The following is a 273-nucleotide window of genomic DNA, read 5'->3' as shown; positions in this document are numbered from 1 at the left end:
ACCTGCAACGGATCAAAACGCAGGTTTGGCGCGATAGCCTCGATTCGCTCGCTCAGTCGATCCGCCCGCGTATGGCGGTCGTTGAAGGGCAAGTGAATTACGACGACATTCTAAACAACGAAACCGGGGCCGTGATTCGCATGCGCGCGCCGGGGATGGCTCAGCCGCTTATCACCCCGTTTGTGGGTCAAGACGCGTTTGGAATGATCGAGTACACGGACACGGTGCTTGATAAGCGTACAGGCGTCTCAATGCAGTCTATGGGGTTGTCCG

The 273-nt window shown here is 57.1% G+C and carries 1 pseudogene; it reads left to right on the top strand.

Going from position 1 to position 273, the window contains the following annotated elements:
• A pseudogene (locus tag SB771_RS34445) lies at nt 1-273 on the top strand (hypothetical protein); the annotation flags it as partial.

The sequence above is a fragment of the Burkholderia sp. SIMBA_051 genome (assembly GCF_046534915.1).
In the GTDB taxonomy this organism is placed as follows: Bacteria; Pseudomonadota; Gammaproteobacteria; order Burkholderiales; family Burkholderiaceae; genus Burkholderia; species Burkholderia ambifaria.
Note: the sequence above shows the minus strand (reverse complement) of the source record. Positions and strands in the feature narration are given on the sequence as shown.